The following is an 18,628-nucleotide window of genomic DNA, read 5'->3' on the forward strand; positions in this document are numbered from 1 at the left end:
GTCTCGGCAGCCTCGGTCTCGGCAGCCTCGGTCTCCGCAGCCTCAGCCTCCGCGGCCTCAGTCTCTGCCACCTCAGATTCCGCGGCCTCGGTCTCCGCGGCGTCGGTCTCCGCGGCCTCGGTCTCGGCAGCCTCGGTCTCGGCAGCCTCGGTCTCGGCAGCCTCGGTCTCCGCAGCCTCAGCCTCCGCGGCCTCAGTCTCTGCCACCTCAGATTCCGCGGCCTCGGTCTCGGCAGCCTCGGTCTCGGCAGCCTCAACTTCCGCGGCCTCGGTCTCGGCAGCCTCAGTCTCCACGGCCTCCGACTCCGCCGCCTCAGACTCTCCGGCCTCAGCCGCCTCAGGCTCCCCGGCCTCCGCCGCCTCGGGCTCTGCGGCCTCGGGCTCCTCGGCCTCCGCGTCGCCGGTCTCCTCCCCTTGCGCGGAAGGAACCTCGCTGTCGTCCGGGTCGTCGGCTTCGTCGTCGGCTTCCTGGGGTCCCGTGCCGGGGGGCTCGCCGTCCTGCCCGTGATCGGCCGCCGGTGGGTTGTCGGCGTCGTCCGCCTGGTCCGGTGGGGGTGGGTCGTCCGACTCCGTCTCGTCGTCGGCTTCCTGCGGGCTGCTCCGGTCGGCCGATTCCGGCTCCTCGGCGCCCTGGCCCGGGTCGTCGGCTTCGGAACCCTCGGCCCCCTCGGAACCTTCAGGACTCTCCGGCGCTTCGCTCGTCTCGTTCATTCTTCACTCTTCTTGCCGAACTTGCGCTCGATCTTCGCGAGCGCCGCGTCCGCCTGGATCTTCCAATGCTCTCGGTTCTCGTAAAGGTCCCGCGCCACCGGGGTGATCGCGGCCGCGATCTCGCCGCCCACCGTGTTCGCGACCTCCACCGCGACGTCGGCGCGGACGTCCTCCCGGGCCTCGAGCTCTTCGTCGTCGGCCTCCTGCATGCCCTCGGCCGGCCTCACTTCGTCCGGTTCGTCGGACGCGCCGGAGACTTCGCCGGTTTCCTTCACCGCGCGCCTCCTCCCAGCTTGAGCACCGCCACCGCCCAGCTGTTGGGCAGGTTCAAGAACCCCGCCGCGTGCAGCAGCCGCTTGCCCGGGTCCGGTTCCCGGCTGAGCTTCCGGACCGCCGTGTCGATCGGCGTAGGCCGTACCGTGCCGAGGACCGTCGGGTCGTCGTCGCGCCAGCATTCGGGGCGGTCGAGCAGCTCGGCCAGCTGCTCGGCGCGGGTGCGGCCCTCCAGCACCAGGCCGCGCGCCGCCCACGATTCCGTTGCCGGGTGCGGTGTGTCGTCCCGGCCTTCCCGGGGTTTCAACGCCCTCTTGACGTCGAACCAGCGGTAAGTGCCCGCCTGCCACCGGACTTCCGGGAACGCGCACCCCGGCTCGCCGTTCAGCGTGCGCGTGGCACTGGCCGCCAGATGCGCGACGAACTCGCCGGGCGCGTTGTACTCCGCGATGCCCGCGTAGCGTGCGTCGACCGCGGCCTGGATGCGGTGGGCCACCGCGCATTCCAGTGTCTGCTCGTCGAACGAACGCTGCAGCGAGGCCAGCCAGCCCCGGTCCGGTTCGGGGGCCCGACGACCGGTGATGTGGGCGACCGTCAGCAATTCCAGCCACAGCACCAGCTTCGGGTCGGCGTCCGCCCGGTGCGCGGCTTCGCTGATCCGGCCCAGCGTGCACGGCGACGCCGCGCACAACCGTCCACATGCGGCACTCCGGCGCGCGACCACGGGTGGCGACTTCGACACCCGTGCGGTGTCCTCGGCGCCTTCGTTCAGCGGCATCCGCAACCGCAGGGGCCGGTCCATGCCGTCGGTGAAGACCGCGGCCCGGCCCGGCGGCAACGTCACGACGTGGCGGGACTGGGCCTCGCTCAGGTTCATCGTCGCGCCGACCGCCAGCCGGTCGTCCTCGGCGGGCAGGCGGTGCAGGATCTTGCACGCGGTGTTTTTGATGACGTCCGGCACGATCTTGCCCGGGATCTGCTCGGCGACGACGATCCCTTCGCCGTACGCGCGGATCTCCGCCAGCAGCGACGTGAACAGCTCCACCGCGTGCTCGGCCGGGCTGCCCGGCTCGGCGCGCTTCAGCAGCCGGTGCGCCTCCTCCAGCACCAGGACGTGCTTCAGCCCGCGTGCGCCGTGCCGGTGGTGGACGCGCAGGTGCTCGAACAGCCGGATCAGCACCGCCCCGATGAAGAACGCCTTGTCGGCGTCGGAGCCGATGTCCTCGATCTCCAGCACGACGTTGCCCCGCAGCAGCGCCGCCACGTCCAGGGGGTGCCCGCCCTCGAAGAACCGGCCCGGTGTGCCCAGCCGCAGTGAGCCGATCCGGACGTCGACGAAGCCGCGGACGTTGTCGGCGACCTCCTTGCCGTAGCCGATGCCCTTGACCACCTCGATCGCGGTCGCCTGCAGGTCGCCGAGGCTCGGGTACTTCACCGGGCCGACGCGTCCGCGCACCTGCCCGGTCACGGTGTCCCAGCCCTGGTCGGCGTAGCACCGGGTCAGCGCCTGCGCCAGGACCTGCGGAAACGGCTCGTCGGCGTCGAAGGCGGCCAGGAACAGCGCGCGGACGAGGTCCAGGTGCGTCTGCAGCGGGAAGCCTTCGACGGGCTCGAGCGGGTTGAGCCCGCCGGGGTAGGCCGCCGGGTCGCCGGGCCGGATCACCGTCACCAGGCCGTCGGCGCCCAGCCGGCCCGCCATAGCCGCGTACTCGGCCTTCGCGGGCTCGATCACCAGCCACGGCACCCCGGCGCGGTGCAGGCCTTCCAGGAGGTGCCGCACGGTCTGGGACTTCCCCGAACCGGTGGCCCCGGCGACGAACGTGTGCCGGTTGAGCGTGTCCAGCGCGACGCCGAACTCCCCGACCGGCCGGTCGGCGTCGTCGAGCACCGTGCCCAGCGGGACGTCACCGGTGTACTCGGGCGTGACATCGAACAATGGCGGCTCGGTCATCCGGATGCCCGGCAGCTCCCGCCGCGGCGGCCGCGCGACCGCCGCGACGAGCTCGCCGGTCGCCCGGAACGGCGAACTCAGGGCGCCGTTTTCGACGGGCTTGTCCCACACTTCGGCGAACCCGGCGCAGTCGGTGCCCGGCGTCAGCACGTACGGCAGTGCGTCGAGGTCGCTGGCGCTACACAGCAACGCGGCCGCCGCGCGGGTCGCCGCCTCGTCCGGGCCACCGACCAGCACGTGCACGCTCCACAGGCCCGCCGGCTGGGCGCGCGAGAGCTCCCGGAAGCGGCCTTCCGCGCGCAGCAGGGCGATCCGGTCCGGCTCGGAGTTCTCCCGCTGCCGCAGCCGCGGCATCGTGGTCTCCAGCCCGAGCAGCTCGCGTTCGATCGCCTCGGCACCCACCGGTTCCGCCACGACCAGCCAGGCGAACGCGCCGGGCATGTGGGCGACGTAGTCGTCGAAGCCGCCCCGGCCGGGCGCCTCGGCGCCGGACTGGGGTGTCCACAGTGGATCGGAGCCGCCCGTGCAGCGGGTCCAGGACGGCAGCGCCGCCCACCGCCGCGCGATTTCCGCGGTGTCCGCCGCCCGGCCGAGCCCACCCGGCGGGTACAGCACCGGGACGACACCGTCCTCCTTCGCGCGCGCCACCGGCGAGTGCGGCCGGCCCCCGACCAGGACGCGCAACGCGCGGCTGCCCTCCGGACGCTCCCACGCCACGGCGAACGCCGCGTCCGGGCCGCGGAACCGCAGGTCGGCGTGCGCTGCGGACAGCGCTGCGAACAGCTGCGCCGGCGAGCGCCCGCCGGTCTCGTCGGGCCGGTCCGCCCCCGCCGCGAAGTCGTCGCCGCGCGGGACGGCCAGCAGGTCGTGGAACGCGAACCCCTCCAGCACGGCGTGCCTCAGCCGATGCGGGGGCGATCGGCGACCCGGTCGAGCAGCACGGTGCCCGGATTGCAGTCGCCGGTCAGCACCCGCCGGCCCGACGACCCGTTCTCGACCATCACGTACGCCGTCGGCGCGAGCCCCTGCAGGGCGGTCGGCTCGACTTCGAACTCGTACACGCGAGCCGCGGTCACCCCGCGGTTCTGGGAGTCGGCCTCGGATTGGGAGACCGTCTCCGACCAGTTCTGCTCCCGGCTGTGGGTCGTGGTGTTCGTGGTGCTCCACGAGCTGCTCGAGCTCGAACTCGAGCCGCCCGGCCCCGTCGAGCCCCCGGACGACCCGCCGTAGGTGTAGCCCCGGGACCGCTGCATGCCCACCGAGCCGCCCTCGGTCGAGGCGGTGCCGTGGGTCAGCGTCCGCCCGACCTGGAGGGTCAGCTGCGACAGCTCGAACTTGTGCCCGCGGCCGATGAACTCCGCGGCGTTGTTCGCCTCGTCGCCGTTGCCGAGCTGCATCAGCAGGGTGACGGTGCCCGCGGCGCCGAGCAGCTTCTGCATGTCGTCGCGCAGGTGCTGGACGAGGAAGATCAGCCGGACGCCCGCGCGGCGCGCCTGGCGCGCCATGGCCTCGAGCGATTCGAGCCCGATCTGGTCGGCCCCCGCGACGATCAGCGTCTCGCGGCCGGTCGACTCGCGCGTGTGCAGCTCCTGCAGCGTGCGGTGGAAGACGAGGTGCTCGACGAGCCGGCGGTGCCGGCCGGTCTTCGACCGGGTCGCGACGACGGAATACCCCCGCACGGGCCACAACGCGCGGAAGCCCGCCGTCGTCTGCTTCTCCGACGCGCGTTCCGCCCTGGCCAGCCCGCGCAGCTCGCCTTCGAGCGCCTGGAGCTCGTTGCGGGTCTGCTCGGTGCCGCCGACGGTGTCCACATAGGAGTTGAGCTTGCGCACCTCGTCCGGCGAAAGGGTGTCGTCGGAGCCCGCGTCGTAGACCCGGCGGAACACCTGCAGACCGGCGACGACCTTGGCGAAGGTGGGCGGGCCGCTCAGCCGCTCGCCGACGGCGGTGAGCAGGTCGATGTGCAGCCCGCGCAGGTCGGCGCCGAACTGGGTGCGGTTCATCGTGTGCATGGTCTCGGCGATCACCTCGGCCAGCTCCGTGGCGTCGAGGTCGGCGATGATGCCGAGTTCGGCGAGGTCGCGGGGCAGCTCCTGGACGGCGACGGCGTAGCCCTTGCCCGCCGCCGCGACGGCGAGGTTGTCCCCCACCGCGAGGTCGGTGAAGTCGAGCAGGAAGACCGACGAGCCGGCGGCGAGCTGCGTCGACCCGACGGTCATGAGCAGGCTCGCCCAGCCGTCCTCGGTGCCGCCGAAGACGTCGATCCGGGCCGGGCGGGAGGTCAGTTGGACCGGGTACCAGCGCATCGCCGCCGCCACCCGCTGCGCCTCCCGCCGGTCGTGGTCGGCGACGCGCTGCTGCCACGAGGTGTAGGCCTGGTTGTAGCGCTCGACGGCGTCGTTGTAGCGCGTGGTGTAGTCGCGCTTCATCACGCTGAACCGGCGCCGGGTGCGGAGGAGGTTCAAGACCGCCAGCAGGACGCCGATGCCGAGCACGACCCAGCCCGTCACCTCGACGGCGACCGGGACCTGCTTGGCCACGGCGCTCACCATGCCGGCGGCCATCAGCGAGATCACGAAGGCCAGCACGACGTAGCCGAGCAGCCCGAGCCACGCCCGCTTGCTGCGCTTCTCCCGCAGCTGGTAGTCCTGCGGCGCGTACACCTGTTCCGCCACCGGCGGGGTGTTCGCCTCCGGGCTGACCGACGCGGGCACGGGCTTGACGAACTCCCAGCCCCACCGCTCGGTCGGCTGGAACAGCCGCTCCCACATCTCCGTCGTCCGCCCGGCCACGACCACGTCCCGCCCCTGCACAGCGCCTCCGGTCCTCGCCCCGCCCGTGTCGGGGGCCATTGTGCCGGATGGTCTAACCCGGTGTGACACTTTCCCCCGGTTTTGTCCATACTGACCGTCGCTCGATGTCGATCACGCAGGGGGAACCATGTCCGACCAGTACCCGCCGAACCCGCCGCAGTGGATGCCCGGGGTGCAGGCCGCGCCGAAACCGACGGGCCGGAACGGCTTCGCGACCGCGTCGCTGATCCTCGGGCTCCTCGGCCTCTGCGGCCTGTCCCTGATCCCCGCCCTGGTCCTGGGGATCGTGGCGCTGGTCCAGATCGGCCGGACCGGGCAGTCCGGGCGCGGCATGGCCATCGCCGGCATCGTGCTGAGCCTGCTGTGGGCGGGCGGGCTGACCGCGGGCGTCATCTACATCACCGACAAGGCCAAGACGACGGGAACGACACCCACGATCGTGGGACTCAAGGTCGGCGAGTGCTACAACACCCCGGACGGCTACGGCCTGGACGCGACGAAGGCCGACTGCGCGAAACCGCACGACGGCGAAGTGTTCGACACCGTGCCGCTGACCGGCTTCCTCAAGGGCGAGTACCCGGGCGAGGACTACCTCGAAAAGCAGGCGAAGACCGGCTGCGAGGCCCGCCGCACCGCCAAGTTCGGGGCGGCGTACAACCCACCGGTCGAGGCCGACCTCGGCGTCTTCTACCCGGACTCGAAGGCCTGGCTGGCCGGGAAGTCAGCCGCGGTCTGCACCCTGCAGGCGTCCTCGAGCCAGCAGTTCACGGCTCCGTTGAGCCACTGAAGCGACGCCCCGCCGACGGCGAGGGTTACGCCGATACCGGTCGGCGTTCTTGCTGGTCGAGCGTCGACAGCGCACGCTCGGGATGCCCGATCAGCTGGAAGAGGCCACTCGTCCGGCGCGCCCACCGCATCGGTTCGTCGTCCTCGTCGAACACCGCGGCCCGCGCGAACTGGCACTGAAGGCCGACCGGCAGACTGCCGGCCAGAGCCGCCCCGAGCTCACGACCCAGGACAACGCGCGGCGAGGGCGGCCGCCTGAATCGGCGCAGTCCGTCGATCGCCGGTGCAGCGGTGTCGGAGGCGTCGGCGAGAGCCGTGGCGGCATCCCGGACCCAGCCAGCGTCCCAGGCCTCCGGGAGCGGAACGGCGACCTGCTGGACCTCGGCGATCGAGTCCCGCCCCAGCGCGAGGGAGAGTCCGCCGGGGTCCTCGTGATGGTTGAGGTAGCGGGCGACGTCGACACCGGGAGGGCAGACCTCGGCCAGCACCACATCGCCGGCGAAGTCGCTCGGATCGATGAGCCAGTCCTCCCGCACGACGACGGACGGCTTCAGGTGGACCCGGTAAAGATGGAACTGTTTGCCGTGGTCGCCCTGATCGCCGATCCGCCGCAGCATGTTCTGGACCGCGGCTTCGTACGTGCCGACGTGCAGCGCCTTCGCGCGCTGGCGCGCGGCCCAGTCTGCGACACGCCGATCGCCGCCCATCGCCGTGCGGGTCTCGGGTGTGAGGACGGCTGCCGGATCGAAGTCTCTCGTCGGCCAGTCCGGTTGCGTGCTGGTGTGGTACCAGAAGAGCCGCGCGACCTGGTCGTCGTCGAGTGCGGGGTCGCCGGGGTCGACCGTCACCCGGGGCGAGTCCTCGTGCTCGCACGTCATGCCGCAGCCGCGGCATGCCTCCCGCCCTTGTTCCCACCGTTCGACCCAGTCGAGATCGACGATCCACCGATGGCCGCAGGTCCCGCACAGCATGTGCCGATCGCGCGAGAAGTCGATCCGCCGTTCCACGGCTCCATTCTCTGGGCGCAGAGTCACCTACACCACCGGATGGCCGGGTCCACGCCGCAACATCGGCGGCGTGGACCCCGATCCTCTCGTTACCAGCCGCGCTCGGCGAGGCGGTGGGGCTCCGGGAGCTCCTCGACGTTGATGCCGACCATCGCCTCGCCCAGGCCGCGCGACACCTTGGCCAGGACGTCCGGGTCGTCGTAGAACGTCGTCGCCTTGACGATCGCCTCGGCGCGCTGGGCCGGGTTGCCGGACTTGAAGATGCCCGAGCCGACGAACACGCCCTCGGCGCCGAGCTGCATCATCATCGCCGCGTCGGCGGGGGTGGCGATGCCGCCCGCGGTGAACAGCACCACCGGCAGCTTGCCGGCCTGCGCGACCTCGCGCACCAGCTCGTACGGCGCCTGGAGCTCCTTCGCCGCCACGAACAGCTCGTCCTCCGGCAGCGAGGTCAGCCGGCGGATCTCCTGCCGGATCTGGCGCATGTGGGTGGTCGCGTTGGAGACGTCGCCGGTGCCGGCCTCGCCCTTGGAGCGGATCATCGCCGCGCCCTCGGTGATGCGGCGCAGGGCCTCGCCGAGGTTGGTCGCACCGCAGACGAAGGGCACCGTGAACGCCCACTTGTCGATGTGGTTGGCGTAGTCGGCCGGGGTGAGGACCTCGGACTCGTCGACGTAGTCGACGCCGAGGGACTGCAGGACCTGCGCCTCGACGAAGTGGCCGATGCGCGCCTTGGCCATCACCGGGATCGAGACGGCTTCGATGATGCCGTCGATCAGGTCGGGGTCGCTCATCCGGGCGACGCCGCCCTGGGCGCGGATGTCGGCGGGCACGCGCTCGAGGGCCATCACCGCGACCGCGCCGGCGTCTTCGGCGATCTTGGCCTGCTCGGCGGTGACCACGTCCATGATCACGCCGCCCTTGAGCATCTCGGCCATGCCGCGCTTCACCTTGGCGGTGCCGGTGACGGACTGGACAGTGCCGGTGGAGGGGGCGGTCTGCTGCTCGGACACGACGGGGCCTTTCCACAAGGAGAACAGGGGGTGACGAGTCCGAGAGTAGGTCGGCGGTGGACCCTTCAAGCAGGCCAGTACGCGGGTATCTCAGCAGTCCACTTCGCCGGTGCCCGCGACCAGGGCTTCCGCCAGCGAAGTACGCACGTAGAGCACGTGACGTCCCGCACGATGCCGGTTGACCAGGCCCGCAGCGTTGAGTATGCCGAGGTGCTGCGACACCGCCCCGGCGCTCAGCCCGCTCCGGCGGGCCAGCTCCGCGGTGGACGCCGGCGCGGCCAGCTCGGTCAGCAGCATCGCGCGGCCGCGGCCCACCACGGCGGCCAGCGCGCCGGGCGCGGTGGCCGTGCCGGTCTCCCACAGCGTGGCGATCCCGCGCGGCGGGTAGCGCAGCACCGGCTGCCAGCGCGCGTCGGTCTTGGAGAACACCCGCGGCCAGACGAACGCCGAGGGCACCAGCACCAGGCCGCGCCCGTCGAGCGGGACGGCCGCGTGCAGGTGCCGGTGCGCCACCGTGAGCGTGCCGTCCTGCCAGCGGACCAGCGGGGTGAGGTCGTTGAACAGCTCGGCGGCGCCGCCCTGGGCCAGCAGCCGGGACCGGTACAGCACGTCGGCCTCGAGCAGCGCGCGGATCCGCGGCCAGTCGGGGGCCAGTACGAGGTGCCAGTACTGCTCCATCAGGCTCGCGAGCCGGTCGAGGCCCGCCTCCGGCTCGCGGTGGAGGCGGGTCAGTGCGGGCGAGCGCGGCCCGGCCAGCGCGTCGAGCTCGCGCCGGACCAGGCGGGCGGGCACGTCCCGCAGGTCGGCGAGCTCGTCGGCCAGTTCGGGCAGCGGCGTCGACGGCGTGCCGGCCAGGAACCCGGGCAGGTGCCGCAGCGGGACGAGGTCGCGCAGCAGCCCGATGTCGAGGCCGGCTTCGGTCAGCGCCGCCGTGGCGCGCTTGATCCACGGCAGGTGCAGCGCGTGCTGCCCCGGGGCGTTCAGGACGCGGACGCTCGCGACGATCTCCCAGGCCGGGGAGAACGCGAACCGGGTGTGCGCCAGGTCCTCTGTGGAGAATGCCAGATCGAGCACGCGCTGCCTCCCTGCACGAAGTCCGCGCAGTCTAAGTAGCTCCGATGTGGACGGTCGAGCGGGGCCTGGAAAGCCCTTGCGGGAAGGCGAAAACCCCGTCCGGGTCGTACTTCCGGGCGACGGCACGCAGCCGCGGCAGGTTCACCCCGTAGTACGCCTGCGCCCAGTCCGGCATGTCGGGGTCGAGGTAGTTGACGTACCCGGTGGTGCCGAACTCGGGCCCCAGCCCGTCGCGCACGGCGGCCAGCGCGCGCCGGGCCTCGGCCTCGCCGCCGTCTTCGGGCGCGGCGCCGTGCAGGAACTGGAAGCTCGCCAGGGCGGACCGGTGCGGGAACGCCGTCTCGCGGGCGCCGACGCGGGCGATCGCACCGCCGGCGGAGTCGATGAGGGTGCCGACGCGCGGGAACCGGGTCAGCACCTCGACGACCGCGGCCGGGTCGTCGACGGGCCGCCGCAGCATGCGCGAGGTGCCGACGTACGCCGCCCGCGCGGCGACCGCCCCGGGCCGGGCCTCGTGGTCGTCGAACGACCGCAGCGCGCTCAAGTGGTCCTGCGTCCGCGCCTCCCGCTCGGCGGGAGCGGTGCCCACGCGGCGGACGAGGTCGTCGAGCAGCGGCTTCAGCCGGGCCTCGGTGCCGAGGAACGTCCCGCTGGTTTCGGCGGTCGCCGCGCCGATGTTCACCCCCGACCACAGCTCGTCCGGCATCCCTGGCAGCCATTCCTGCCAGCCGGCCAGCAACGCGGCCTGGGTGCCCGCCGGGAAAGTGAGCTTGTAGGTGACGACGTCGGCGCTGGGCACGGTCGAGAAGGTGAACCCGGTGACGATCCCGAAGTTGCCGCCGCCCCCGCCGCGCAGCGCCCAGAACAGGTCCGGCTCGGCCGCCCTCGACACCGTGCGCACCCGGCCGTCGGCGGTGACGATCCGCGCCGCCTCCAGGTGGTCGCACGTCAGCCCGTGCTTGCGGTCGACCAGGCCGACACCGCCGCCGAGGGCGAGCCCGGCGATGCCGACGGTTTCGCACGAGCCGGCCGGCAGGACCCGCCCGTGCGCGGCGAGCGTCGCCGCGATCGGCCCCAGCCGGGCGCCCGCCCCGATCGCCGCGCGGCCGTCCGGGCGCACGTCGATGCCGGAGAACCGGCTGAGGTCCACCACGATCCCGCCGTCCACAGTGGAATAGCCGGGGTAGCTGTGCCCGCCGCTGCGGGCGGCGACCGGCAGCCCGTGCCGGGCGGCGAACCCGACCGCGGCCTGGACGTCTTCGACGCGCGCCGCGCCGACGACCGCGGCCGGCATCCGGTCGTCGTACATCGTGAAGAAGCCCTGCTTGGCCTCCGGGTAGCCCGGGTCGCCCGGCCGGAACAACGGCCCCGAAAGCCGCTTCCGGAGCCGCTCCCAGTCGTCCGGCGGGGGCCACCCCGCCAGGCCCGCCACCGGCACCGCCCCGGAAATGCGCAAGAAAGCCCGCCTGTCCATGACCACTCCCCCTCGCACCGCACTTCCCCCTGGGCATTCGGCTGGTCCCGGAGGCCTTGCCTTGCCGTGACCAGGGTAGCGGGTGTGTGATCGAGGACACATCCCGTACACCAGCCGTTCGCCGAGGAGTCGTCATGGCAGACAAACAAGCCAAGAACGCCGACACCGGGGCCGCCGTCGCTGTGGACGACCCCGCCAAGGTCCGCAACGTCGTGCTCGTCGGCCCGGCCGGTTCCGGGAAGACCACCCTCGCCGAAGCCCTGCTCGCCGCCTCCGGCACGGTGCCGCGGGCGGGCTCGGTGGTCGACGGCACCACGGTGTGCGACCACGACCCGGCGGCGGTCCGCCAGCAGCGCTCGGTCGGCCTTTCGGTCGCGCCGGTGCTGCACCAGGGCCACAAGATCAACCTGATCGACACGCCCGGGTACGCGGACTTCGTCGGGGAGCTGCGGGCGGGGTTGCGGGCGGCCGACGCGGCGCTGTTCGTCGTCTCCGCCTCCGAGGGCGTCGACGCGGCGACGGTCGCGGTGTGGGAGGAGTGCGCCGCGGTCGGGATGCCGCGCGCGGTCGTCGTCTCCCGGCTCGACCACCACCGGGCCGACGCGATGGCCGAGATCGCCGCCTGCCAGGCCGCGTTCGGCGCCGGGGTGCTGCCGCTGTACCTGCCCGCGGGCGACGGCCTGGTCGGGCTGATCACCCAGCGCTACTTCGACTACTCCGGCGGGCACCCGCCGACGGTCGGCGAGCCGGCCGCGGCCGACCTGGAACGGATGGCCGAGGCGCGCAACGAGCTGATCGAAGGGATCATCGCCGAGAGCGAGGACGAGTCCCTGATGGACCGCTACCTCGCCGGCGAGGAGATCGCGGAGGCCACCCTCATCGCCGACCTGGAGACCGCGGTCGCGCGCGGGTCCTTCCACCCCGTCATCCCGGTGTGCTCGACCAGCGGGATCGGCCTGGCCGAGGTGCTCGACGGCATCGTCCGCGCGTTCCCCTCCCCGCTGGAGCACCGGCCACCCGAGGTCACCACGCCGGACGGCGGCGAGCACGCCGCGATCACCGCCGACCCCGCGGGCCCCCTCGCCGCGGAGGTCGTCCGGACGGCGGTGGACTCCTACGTCGGCCGGGTGTCCCTCGTCCGGGTGTTCTCCGGGACGCTGCGGCCCGAGCGGCCGGTGCACGTGTCCGGGCACGGCCTCGCCGAGCGCGGTCACGAGGACCACGACGCCGACGAGCGCGTCGCCCACCTGTATTCGCCGCTCGGCTCGTCCCTGCGGGAGGTGCCCTACTGCGTCGCGGGCGACCTCTGCGCGCTGACGAAGGTCGGCTCGGCGGAGACCGGCGACACCGTCTCCTCCCCCGACGACCCGCTGCTGATGGAGCCGTGGGCGATGCCGGAGCCGCTGCTGCCGGTGGCGGTGGTCGCGAAGACCCGCAGCGACGAGGACACGTTGGCCCGCAACCTGTCCCGTCTGGTCGCCGGCGACCCGACGCTGCGGCTGGACCGCAACGCCGAGACCGGGCAGCTGGTGCTGTGGTGCATGGGCGAGGCCCACGCCGACGTCGTGCTCTCGCGGCTGCGCGCGGGCGGCGCGGACGTCGACACCGAGCCGGTGAAGATCAGCCTGCGCTCGACGTTCAGCAAGCCGGCCAAGGGCCACGGGCGGCACGTCAAGCAGTCCGGCGGGCACGGCCAGTTCGCCGTCTGCGACATCGAGGTCGAGCCGCTGCCGCGCGGCGGCGGGTTCCAGTTCGTGGACAAGGTCGTCGGCGGCGCGGTGCCGCACCAGTTCATCCCGAGCGTGGAGAAGGGCGTGCGGGCCCAGCTGGCGCGCGGCCTCGCCGACGGCCACCCGGTCGTCGACGTCAAGGTGACCCTGGTGGACGGCAAGGCCCACAGCGTGGATTCGTCGGACGCGGCGTTCCAGACGGCGGGCGCCCTGGCCTTGCGGGAGGCCGCGGCGAACGGGCACATCACGATGCTGGAGCCGTTGGAGGAGGTGGCCATCCGGCTCCCGGACGAGCACCTCGGCACGGTCCTCGGCGACCTGTCCTCCCGCCGCGGCCGCGTGCTGGGCACCGAGGCGGGCGAAGGCGGCCGGACGGTGATCCGCGCGGAAGTCCCGGCCACGGAACTGGTCCGCTACCTGATCGACCTCCGCTCGATGACCTCGGGCACGGCGACGTTCACCCGCCGCCACGCCAGGTTCGAGCCCATGCCGGAAGGAATGGCGGTCCACTAGCCGGATCTCGCGTGATCGAGGCCGTGACTCGCGTGATCCGAGGCGGAACGGCTTCAATCACGCGAGTCACGGCTTCAATCACGCGGGTCACGGCTCCGATCACGCGGGTCACGCGGTGAAGTCGAAGCCGCCGGGGCGGTTGTTGCGGTCCGCGATGAGGCCCGCCAAGGTCGCCAGGGCGATCTCGGGCGGGGTGCGGGAGCCGATGTTCAAGCCCACCGGGCGGTGGACGCGGGCGATGGCGGACTCCGGCACGCCCAGCCCCTGCAGGGCGGCGACGTGCGGGCCGGGGTGACGCGGGTTGCCGAGCACGCCTATCCAGCGCGGCTCTCCTTCGAGCGCGGCCTTGAGCACCTGCCCCAGCTCGGGCCGGTGGTGGTCGGTGACGACCACGTCGGCGGACGCGTCGAGCGGCGGCAGCACCGTGTCCGCGTCGAAGCCCTCGGGCACGTCGGTGACGCGCGCGGGATCGGGCTCGAACAGCGCCACGTGGTAGCCGAGTTCCTTCGCGAACTTCAGCAGGGACCGCGACACCGGCGACGCGAACACCGCCACCAGGGTCCGCAACCCCGGGTCGGCCGGAGCCGTGCCGTGGGCGACGTCGCAGGTTTCGCTCATGCCGCCCAGTGTGTCAGCCGCCGGCCTGCTCGCCCACCGTCACGCGGAACTGCCAGACGTCGAGCTTGCCCTTGACCAGCACCAGGTACCCGTCGCTCACCCGCAGCACGACCCGCTTCTGCGGCGACGACGGCCGCGGCGGCCGGTGCTGCTTCGCCAGCAGGTGCGCCTCGCCGAACGCGGTGTCGCGGTCGGCGTACCCCGCCGCGTCGGCGACGCCCCAGCCGCGCCCGTCGCCCGCGCCGCCCTGCTCTTCGATGACCACCCACCACGTACTCATGCCCCTCCGACGCGGCCGGTCCGCCGGAGGTTTCAGAGTTCTTCGAGCACGCTCAGCCGGAAGTGGAACGTCGACGTCCGGCCTTCGACGATCACCACGTACCCGCCCGGGCCCCGCAGCACCTTCCGCGACTTCGGCGACCACGGGTAGGCGGGCTGGTACTCGTGCGCCAGCCGCAGGGCCTCGGCCTCGGCGGTCTCCTGGTCGGGCTGCGAAAACGTCTCCGACAGCGCCCAGTGCCGCTCCGAGGTGCGCTGCTCCTCGACCACCACCCACCAGGTCATTCCGGTTCCGCCACCGTCTCGCCGAGCGTCACGCGGAAGTGGAACGTCTGGGTCCGGCCGGTCGCGATCACCAGGTAACCGTCGCCGACCCGCAGCACCTTCCGTTCCTTCACCCCCGACGGGTGCACCGGCTCGTGCGAAAACGCCAGCCGCCGGGCCACCTCGTCGGCGTGCTCGCGATCCCCGCCCGCCGGCTTCGTCTTCGTGACGTTCCAGGTGCGCCCGTCCCCGCCGCCGCGCTGTTCCTCGACGACCACCCACCACATGTCAGACCTCCGGCTCCGCGAATTCGAAGTACTCCGGCAACGGCGCGGTCCCCGCGAGGCGGAAGTACCGCACCTTCCGCCGCCGCCGCAGCCGCAGCGTGTCGCGGACGGCGTCGTTGTGGACGCGGCGGGCGATCACCACCCGGTGCTCGGCGTCGGTCAGCTCCTCGGCCAGCTCGGCCGGCAGACCCGCCCGGTCGATGCGGCCCAGCTCCAGCGTCAGCTCGTTCTCCGCGGCTTCGCGCTCGGCCCGCGGCGCTGCTTCGGCGCGTTCCGCCGACGTCCGCAGGCCCGGGGAGCCCAGCACCGAAGCGACCGCGCGCGCCACCACGGCCCGCCGTGCCAGCGCCGCGTCCAGCGCAGCCCAGCCGGCGTCCGTGCGGACGTGCAGCCGGTCGAGCCGGTTCGCCGTCGCCACCAGGAAGAGCCCGCCCAGCAGCACGATCAGGGCGAGGAGCGGGAGCAGCCAGCCGAGCACGCTCACCGGGCGAGCTCCCGCTCCGCCGTGGCCGCGACCCGCCGCGGGTCGGCGGCGACGGCCGTCTCGTAGACGCGCAGCACCTGCGTGGCCACCACCGACCAGTCGTACATCGTGACGCGCTCCCCCGCCGCCGCGGCCAGCGACGCGCGGCGCGCCGGGTCGCCGAGCAGCTCGCGCAGCCCGTCCGCGAGCGCGGCCGGGTCACCGGTCTCGACCAGCAGCCCGGCGCGGCCGTCGTCGAGCACCCGCCGGAACGAGTCGAGCCCGCTGGCCAGCACCGGGGTCCCGGCCGCCATCGCCTCGGTGAGGATCATCCCGAAGCTCTCGCCGCCGGTGTTGGGCGCGCAGTAGACGTCGACGCTGCGCAGCGCCTGGGCCTTCGTGGCGTCGTCGACCTGGCCGAGCAGCTCCAAGTGGGGAGCCAGCTCCGGACCGGCGTCACGGCGCAGCTGGTCGTCGTCGCCGCGGCCGACCACGACCAGCCGCAGGTCCTCGAACTCCGGCAGGATCCGCCGCAGCGCTTCCAGCAGCACGCCCATGCCCTTGCGCGGCTCGCCGAACCGGCCGACGAACCCGACCGTGCCGCCGGCCCGCGGGTAGCCGGGCAACGGCGATGCCGAGGAGAAGAACTCGACGTCGACGCCGTTCGGGATCTCCACGGCGTCGCCGCCCGCGTGCTCGACCTGGACGCGGCGGGCCAGCGCGGACACCGCGATCCGCGCGGTGATCTTCTCCAGCAGCGGCCGCAGCACCGGCTGGAACGCCGAGAGCGTGCGCGAGCGGGTGGTCGCGGTGTGGAAGGTCGCCACGATCGGGCCGTCGGCGATCAGCAGCGCCAGCAGGGACAGGCTCGGCGCGGCCGGTTCGTGCAGGTGCAGGACGTCGAAGTCGCCTTCGCGGATCCAGCGCCGCACCCGCGCGTACGACACCGGGCCGAACTGCAGCCGCGCGACCGAACCGTTGTACGGGATCCCGAGCGCCTTGCCCGCCGGGTGCACGAACTCGGGCAGCTCCGCGTCCTCGTCCGCGGGCGCCAGCACGGACACCTGGTGCCCGCGCGCGAGCAGCGCCTTCGTCAGGTCGATGACGTGCCCCTGGACCCCGCCCGGCACGTCGAAGGAGTAGGGGCACACGATCCCGACCCGCATCGGCCGCGTGGCCACCGCTCAGCTCGCTTCTTCGAGGCTTGCCTGCTCGGCGGCCTCGAGGTCGGCGGGCCAGAACTTCTGCACCATGTGCCAGTCGGCCGGGTGCGCGGCGATGTCGCCGGCGAAGATGTCCGCCAGGGCCTGGGTCGCCGCCGGGACCTCGGCGCGGGCGGTGACGCGGATGCGCGGGTGCAGCCGGATCTGCCAGCCGTCCTCGGTGAACCAGCAGCCGGCCGGGATCAGCGCGGCCCCGGTCGTCGCGGCCAGCCGCGCCGGGCCCCCGGGGAAACGGGCCTTCTCGCCGAAGAACTTCACCGGGATGCCGCTGGTGGTCAGGTCGCGGTCGCCGACCAGGCAGACGGCCTTGTTCTCGCGCAGGCGCTTCAGCAGCACGCGCATCGCCGAGCTGTCACCCGTGAGGGGGACGATTTCGAAGCCGAGCGACTCCCGGTATTCGACGAACCGGCGGTAGAGCGATTCGGGCTTCAGCCGTTCGGCCACGGTGGTGAACCCGCCGAGGTAGTCGGCCAGCCAGACGCCGGCGACGTCCCAGTTGCCGCTGTGCGGCAGCGCCATCACCGCGCCGTTGCCCTCGGCCAGCGCCGCGTCCAGGTTCTCCACACCGGTGATCGACGCCGCGACCCTGGTGCTGACCTCCTTGTGGTCCATCGACGGCAGCCGGAACGTCTCGTGCCAGTACCGCGCGTAGGAGCGCATCGCCCGCCGGGTGAGCTCGTCGAGCTCGACCTGGTCGGCCTGCGGCACCACGCGGGCGAGGTTCGCGCGCAGCTGCCGCACGCCCCCGCCGTCGCGGCGGACGGCGAGGTCCGCGCCGAGCGAGAACACCGTGCCGCCGAACCCGGCGGGCAGCCAGCCGGCGAGCTTCCACCCGGCCGCGTAGCCGAAGGCGCTCAACCGCTCGCTGAACCTGCTCATGCGGGCTGCTCCCCGGCGGCCGCGCGGGCCGCCTTCGCCACCGCGGCCGTCCGCTGCAGCAGCGTGATCACCGACAGCACCGCGAGCAGCCAGAGCGTCACGTCCACGGTGTACGGGATGCCGAAGCCGTGCAAACCGGTGCCGACCAGGGCGATGATCAGCCGCTCCGCGCGCTCGACGAGCCCGCCGTCGACCGGCAGGCCGGAGGCGTCCGCGCGGGCCTTGACGTAGGAGATGACCTGGGCGAGCACCAGGCACAGCAGCGCCGCGGCGGCGGCCGGCCGATTGTCGTCGACGACGAAACACCACCAGGCGATGGCGGCGAACAGCGCGCCGTCGACCAGCCTGTCGCAGGTCGCGTCGAGCACCGCGCCGAACGGGGTGCCGTAGCCGCGGGCGCGGGCCATGGCGCCGTCGAGCAGGTCGAGCATGGCGAAGCCCCACACCGTGAAGGTGCCCCACAGCAGGTGGTCGGTCGGGAAGAAGGCCAGCGCGCAGACGACCGCGCCGGCGGTGCCGAGCACGGTCATCACGTTGGGGGTCAGCCCGGCGCGGACCAGCGCCTGGCCGATCGGATCGGTGACGCGGGAGACGGAGGCACGCGCGAAGATATTGAGCATCGGTTCGTCGAGGCACCTGGCTACGAGGGTCGGGTGGGCGAATGCAGCCTATCCACCCGCCTCGGCGAACCCGACGCGCCGCCCCGGGTCAGCCCGATTTCGTGAGCTCGCCCTCGTGCTCCCGCGCCGCTTCGGCGGCCGCGGCGGCGGCGCACTTCGGCGAGAGCTGACGGCGGATCGCGGCACTGATCTCGCCGAGCGCCGTCACCTGCTCCGGCGTCAGCGGGTCGAACAGGCTTTCCCGGACGGCCTCGACGTGGCCGGGCGCGGCCGCTTCGAGCGCGGCGAAGCCGGTGTCGGTGAGCACCGCCCAGGCGCCGCGCTTGTCGGTCGGGCAGGCCTCGCGCCGCACCCACCCGTTCGCCTCCAGCCGCGCGACGGCGTGCGAAAGGCGGCTGCGGGACGCCTGCCGGGCGTCGGCGAGCTCGCTCATCCGCAGCCGGCGACCTTCGGCCTCCGAGAGCGCGACGAGGACTTCGTAATAGGTGTGCGGCATGCCCGAGTCGTGCTGCAGCTGACCTTCGAGGTGCGCGCTGAGCATGCGGGTGGCCGCGTTGAACTCACGCCAGACGCGCTGTTCGTCGTCGCTGAGCCATCGGGTTCCGGACATGACCCCATCATACTCTCGGTTGAACACTCAATCAGGAGTTT

The 18,628-nt window shown here is 73.0% G+C and carries 18 protein-coding genes and 1 pseudogene; 2 read left to right on the forward strand and 17 right to left on the reverse strand.

Annotated elements, in window-relative coordinates; all coding sequences use genetic code 11:
- From ACWEVN_RS05725 to ACWEVN_RS05740, 4 genes and pseudogenes are all read right to left on the reverse strand, one after another.
- Positions 1-710, reverse strand: a pseudogene (locus ACWEVN_RS05725) (hypothetical protein); the annotation flags it as partial.
- The gene (locus tag ACWEVN_RS05730; protein WP_449680938.1) at positions 707-985 is read right to left on the reverse strand and encodes a hypothetical protein; all 279 of its coding nucleotides are present in this window, start codon (positions 983-985) and stop codon (positions 707-709) included. The pseudogene ACWEVN_RS05725 and the gene ACWEVN_RS05730, both read right to left, overlap by 4 nt.
- On the reverse strand, positions 982-3,825 hold the full coding sequence (locus ACWEVN_RS05735; protein WP_452050420.1) for an ATP-binding protein: 2,844 nt from the start codon (positions 3,823-3,825) through the stop codon (positions 982-984). The genes ACWEVN_RS05730 and ACWEVN_RS05735 overlap by 4 nt, the downstream gene beginning before the upstream one ends.
- Before the next feature lie 8 nt (positions 3,826-3,833).
- The gene (locus ACWEVN_RS05740) at positions 3,834-5,747 is read right to left on the reverse strand and encodes a hypothetical protein (RefSeq protein ID WP_449680936.1); all 1,914 of its coding nucleotides are present in this window, start codon (positions 5,745-5,747) and stop codon (positions 3,834-3,836) included.
- A 127-nt stretch (positions 5,748-5,874) separates the two neighbouring features.
- On the opposite strand from ACWEVN_RS05740, the gene ACWEVN_RS05745 reads away from it, so the two are divergent.
- Positions 5,875-6,534 (forward strand): DUF4190 domain-containing protein, encoded by a 660-nt coding sequence (locus tag ACWEVN_RS05745; RefSeq protein ID WP_452050421.1) that lies wholly within the window; start codon positions 5,875-5,877, stop codon positions 6,532-6,534.
- Between the two features lie 25 nt (positions 6,535-6,559).
- Here the strand turns inward: ACWEVN_RS05745 and ACWEVN_RS05750 are convergent, their stop codons facing one another.
- From ACWEVN_RS05750 to ACWEVN_RS05765, 4 genes are all read right to left on the reverse strand, one after another.
- Complete coding sequence (locus ACWEVN_RS05750; RefSeq protein ID WP_452050422.1) at positions 6,560-7,540, reverse strand: hypothetical protein; 981 nt, start codon at positions 7,538-7,540, stop codon at positions 6,560-6,562.
- Between the two features lie 89 nt (positions 7,541-7,629).
- Positions 7,630-8,553 (reverse strand): pyridoxal 5'-phosphate synthase lyase subunit PdxS, encoded by a 924-nt coding sequence (gene pdxS / locus ACWEVN_RS05755; protein WP_449680934.1) that lies wholly within the window; start codon positions 8,551-8,553, stop codon positions 7,630-7,632.
- A 90-nt stretch (positions 8,554-8,643) separates the two neighbouring features.
- The gene (locus ACWEVN_RS05760) at positions 8,644-9,627 is read right to left on the reverse strand and encodes a DUF5937 family protein (RefSeq protein ID WP_452050423.1); all 984 of its coding nucleotides are present in this window, start codon (positions 9,625-9,627) and stop codon (positions 8,644-8,646) included.
- 31 nt (positions 9,628-9,658) lie between these two features.
- Entirely contained in the window at positions 9,659-11,101 is a 1,443-nt protein-coding gene (locus tag ACWEVN_RS05765) for an FAD-binding oxidoreductase (RefSeq protein WP_452050424.1), read from the reverse strand.
- A 134-nt stretch (positions 11,102-11,235) separates the two neighbouring features.
- Here ACWEVN_RS05765 and ACWEVN_RS05770 point away from each other — a divergent pair, with 134 nt between their 5' ends.
- Positions 11,236-13,344 (forward strand): elongation factor G-like protein EF-G2, encoded by a 2,109-nt coding sequence (locus ACWEVN_RS05770; protein WP_452050425.1) that lies wholly within the window; start codon positions 11,236-11,238, stop codon positions 13,342-13,344.
- A gap of 108 nt (positions 13,345-13,452) precedes the next feature.
- Here ACWEVN_RS05770 and ACWEVN_RS05775 read toward each other — a convergent pair whose 3' ends face one another.
- The 9 genes from ACWEVN_RS05775 to ACWEVN_RS05815 all read right to left on the reverse strand — a co-directional run bounded on the left by ACWEVN_RS05775 (position 13,453) and on the right by ACWEVN_RS05815 (position 18,587).
- Entirely contained in the window at positions 13,453-13,962 is a 510-nt protein-coding gene (locus tag ACWEVN_RS05775) for an XdhC family protein (RefSeq protein ID WP_449680931.1), read from the reverse strand.
- A 13-nt stretch (positions 13,963-13,975) separates the two neighbouring features.
- Positions 13,976-14,242, reverse strand: a complete 267-nt coding sequence (locus ACWEVN_RS05780; protein WP_449680930.1) for a hypothetical protein — start codon at positions 14,240-14,242, stop codon at positions 13,976-13,978.
- Positions 14,243-14,274: 32 nt separating this feature from the next.
- Positions 14,275-14,526 carry a hypothetical protein gene (locus ACWEVN_RS05785; protein WP_449680929.1) on the reverse strand — a complete coding sequence of 84 codons (252 nt, stop codon included), beginning with the start codon at positions 14,524-14,526 and terminating at the stop codon, positions 14,275-14,277.
- On the reverse strand, positions 14,523-14,792 hold the full coding sequence (locus tag ACWEVN_RS05790; protein ID WP_449680928.1) for a hypothetical protein: 270 nt from the start codon (positions 14,790-14,792) through the stop codon (positions 14,523-14,525). Before ACWEVN_RS05790 ends, ACWEVN_RS05785 begins: the two co-directional genes overlap by 4 nt.
- A 1-nt stretch (position 14,793) precedes the next feature.
- Complete coding sequence (locus tag ACWEVN_RS05795; protein ID WP_310970397.1) at positions 14,794-15,276, reverse strand: NUDIX hydrolase; 483 nt, start codon at positions 15,274-15,276, stop codon at positions 14,794-14,796.
- The gene (locus ACWEVN_RS05800; RefSeq protein WP_449681030.1) at positions 15,273-16,421 is read right to left on the reverse strand and encodes a glycosyltransferase family 4 protein; all 1,149 of its coding nucleotides are present in this window, start codon (positions 16,419-16,421) and stop codon (positions 15,273-15,275) included. The genes ACWEVN_RS05795 and ACWEVN_RS05800 overlap by 4 nt, the downstream gene beginning before the upstream one ends.
- Positions 16,422-16,439: 18 nt before the next feature.
- Positions 16,440-17,357, reverse strand: coding sequence for a phosphatidylinositol mannoside acyltransferase (locus ACWEVN_RS05805; RefSeq protein WP_449680926.1), 918 nt, complete (start codon positions 17,355-17,357; stop codon positions 16,440-16,442).
- Positions 17,354-17,977 carry a phosphatidylinositol phosphate synthase gene (gene pgsA / locus ACWEVN_RS05810; protein WP_364246338.1) on the reverse strand — a complete coding sequence of 208 codons (624 nt, stop codon included), beginning with the start codon at positions 17,975-17,977 and terminating at the stop codon, positions 17,354-17,356. Before pgsA ends, ACWEVN_RS05805 begins: the two co-directional genes overlap by 4 nt.
- Before the next feature lie 88 nt (positions 17,978-18,065).
- A complete protein-coding gene (locus tag ACWEVN_RS05815) occupies positions 18,066-18,587 on the reverse strand; it encodes a MarR family winged helix-turn-helix transcriptional regulator (protein WP_449680924.1) in 522 nt (173 codons plus the stop codon).
- Positions 18,588-18,628 lie beyond the last annotated feature (41 nt).

Source organism: Amycolatopsis sp. NPDC003861, from assembly GCF_053605405.1.

Bases quoted from the DNA above. Each gene is read 5' to 3' on its own strand.
- ACWEVN_RS05765 (WP_452050424.1), bottom strand. From the start codon at position 11,101: ATGGACAGGCGGGCTTTCTTGCGCATTTCCGGGGCGGTGCCGGTGGCG.
- ACWEVN_RS05745 (WP_452050421.1), top strand. From the start codon at position 5,875: ATGTCCGACCAGTACCCGCCGAACCCGCCGCAGTGGATGCCCGGGGTG.
- ACWEVN_RS05800 (WP_449681030.1), bottom strand. From the start codon at position 16,421: ATGCGGGTCGGGATCGTGTGCCCCTACTCCTTCGACGTGCCGGGCGGG.
- ACWEVN_RS05780 (WP_449680930.1), bottom strand. From the start codon at position 14,242: ATGAGTACGTGGTGGGTGGTCATCGAAGAGCAGGGCGGCGCGGGCGAC.
- ACWEVN_RS05775 (WP_449680931.1), bottom strand. From the start codon at position 13,962: ATGAGCGAAACCTGCGACGTCGCCCACGGCACGGCTCCGGCCGACCCG.
- ACWEVN_RS05770 (WP_452050425.1), top strand. From the start codon at position 11,236: ATGGCAGACAAACAAGCCAAGAACGCCGACACCGGGGCCGCCGTCGCT.
- ACWEVN_RS05815 (WP_449680924.1), bottom strand. From the start codon at position 18,587: ATGTCCGGAACCCGATGGCTCAGCGACGACGAACAGCGCGTCTGGCGT.
- ACWEVN_RS05790 (WP_449680928.1), bottom strand. From the start codon at position 14,792: ATGTGGTGGGTGGTCGTCGAGGAACAGCGCGGCGGCGGGGACGGGCGC.
- pgsA (WP_364246338.1), bottom strand. From the start codon at position 17,977: ATGCTCAATATCTTCGCGCGTGCCTCCGTCTCCCGCGTCACCGATCCG.
- ACWEVN_RS05805 (WP_449680926.1), bottom strand. From the start codon at position 17,357: ATGAGCAGGTTCAGCGAGCGGTTGAGCGCCTTCGGCTACGCGGCCGGG.
- ACWEVN_RS05785 (WP_449680929.1), bottom strand. From the start codon at position 14,526: ATGACCTGGTGGGTGGTGGTCGAGGAGCAGCGCACCTCGGAGCGGCAC.